This is a genomic window from Flagellimonas olearia (assembly GCF_009184425.1).
Classification (GTDB): domain Bacteria; phylum Bacteroidota; class Bacteroidia; order Flavobacteriales; family Flavobacteriaceae; genus Flagellimonas; species Flagellimonas olearia.
Map to the genome: position 1 here is coordinate 1 of NZ_WELG01000006.1, position 1942 is coordinate 1942.

Genomic DNA, 1942 nt, shown 5'->3' on the forward strand with positions numbered 1-1942 from the left:
TGTGGACTCACAGATCACGGCCAACGCGGCCGATGGTTCGGAGACCATCGTCAACGGAGGCACGGACATCAGCGTGAGCGGGAGCGGTACCAGTGGTGACCCCTATATCGTGAACAGCACCTTCACTGAGGTTGACGGTAGCATCACCAATGAGGTGAACACCCGCTTCGAGGTGAGCGGAGCAAACCTTGAGATAGAGGATGGCAACGGAACCCTACAGGTACCCTTGGCCAACTTGGGCAGCGATGACCAGACCTTATCAGAGGTACTCTCCGAGGGCAACAGCGCGGGCACATCCATCACGAACGTGACGGACCCGACGAACGCCCAGGACGCCGCCACGAAGAACTATGTGGACAGCCAGATCACGGCCAACGCGGCCGATGGTTCGGAGACCATCGTGAACGCCGGCACGGACATCAGTGTGAGCGGGAGCGGCACCAGCGGTGACCCCTATATCGTGAACAGCACCTTCACGGAGTCACAAGAAGCCATTGATGTACCATATGACCCAAGCACAACGACATTGACTTCAGGTAATGTTCAAAATGTAATTGAGGAACTAAAAGCGGAAGTGGATGCCTTTGCAGCAACTTCTGGTCAAACAAATACAGCCTCAAATGTAGGTACAGGAGGAGTTGGAACATTTGCCAGAAAGACTGGCGTTGATCTTGAATTCAAAAATATAAATGCAGGATCGAACAAGATTACAATAACGGATGATGCTGCAAACGATGAAATAGACATTGATATCAATGAAGCTAATTTGACTATCACTGAAAGTCAGATATCAGATTTGAACCATACTGTGGATACCGACGACCAGACCTTATCGGAGGTACTTTCCGAGGGCAACAGTGCGGGGACATCCATCACGAACGTGACGGACCCGACCAACGCCCAGGACGCCGCCACGAAGAACTATGTTGACTCGCAGATCACGGCCAATGCGGCCGACGGTTCGGAGACCATCGTGAACGCCGGTACTGACATCAGCGTGAGCGGAAGCGGCACCAGCGGCGACCCTTATGTGGTGAACAGTACCTTCACCGAAGTGGACGGCAGTGTTACCAACGAGGTGAACACCCGTTTCGAGGTGAGCGGGGCGAACCTTGAGATAGAGGATGGCAACGGAACCCTACAGGTACCCTTGGCGAATTTGGGCAGTGACGACCAGACCTTATCGGAGGTACTCTCCGAGGGCAACAGCGCGGGCACATCCATCACGAACGTGACGGACCCGACCAATGCCCAGGACGCCGCCACGAAGAACTATGTGGACTCACAGATCACGGCCAACGCGGCCGATGGTTCGGAGACCATCGTCAACGCAGGTACGGACATCAGCGTGAGCGGAAGCGGCACCAGCGGTGACCCCTATGTAGTGAACAGCACCTTTGTGGAAGTGGACGGTAGCATCACCAACGAGATACAGGATTTGGCGAGCGTACTAGGCGAGGGGAACAGCGCGGGCACATCCATCACCAATATGACGGACCCGACCAACGCCCAGGACGCTGCCACGAAGAACTATGTGGACTCACAGATCACGGCCAATGCGGCCGATGGTTCGGAGACCATCGTCAACGGAGGCACGGACATCAGCGTGAGCGGGAGCGGCACCAGCGGTGACCCTTATGTGGTGAACAGTACCTTCACCGAAGTGGACGGGAGTGTTACCAACGAGGTGAACACCCGTTTCGAGGTGAGCGGGGCGAACCTTGAGATAGAGGATGGCAACGGAACCCTACAGGTACCCTTGGCGAATTTGGGCAGTGACGACCAGACCTTATCGGAGGTACTCTCCGAGGGCAACAGCGCGGGCACATCCATCACGAACGTGACGGACCCGACCAATGCCCAGGACGCCGCCACGAAGAACTATGTGGACTCACAGATCACGGCCAACGCGGCCGATGGTTCGGAGACCATCGTCAACGCA

General features: G+C 56.0%; 1 protein-coding gene. It reads left to right on the top strand.

Translation table 11 applies throughout. The annotated features are described in order from the left end of the window. Positions 1-1942 (top strand): beta strand repeat-containing protein (locus F8C76_RS18755; protein ID WP_170284058.1); only part of this gene is annotated, 1942 nt, incomplete at both ends.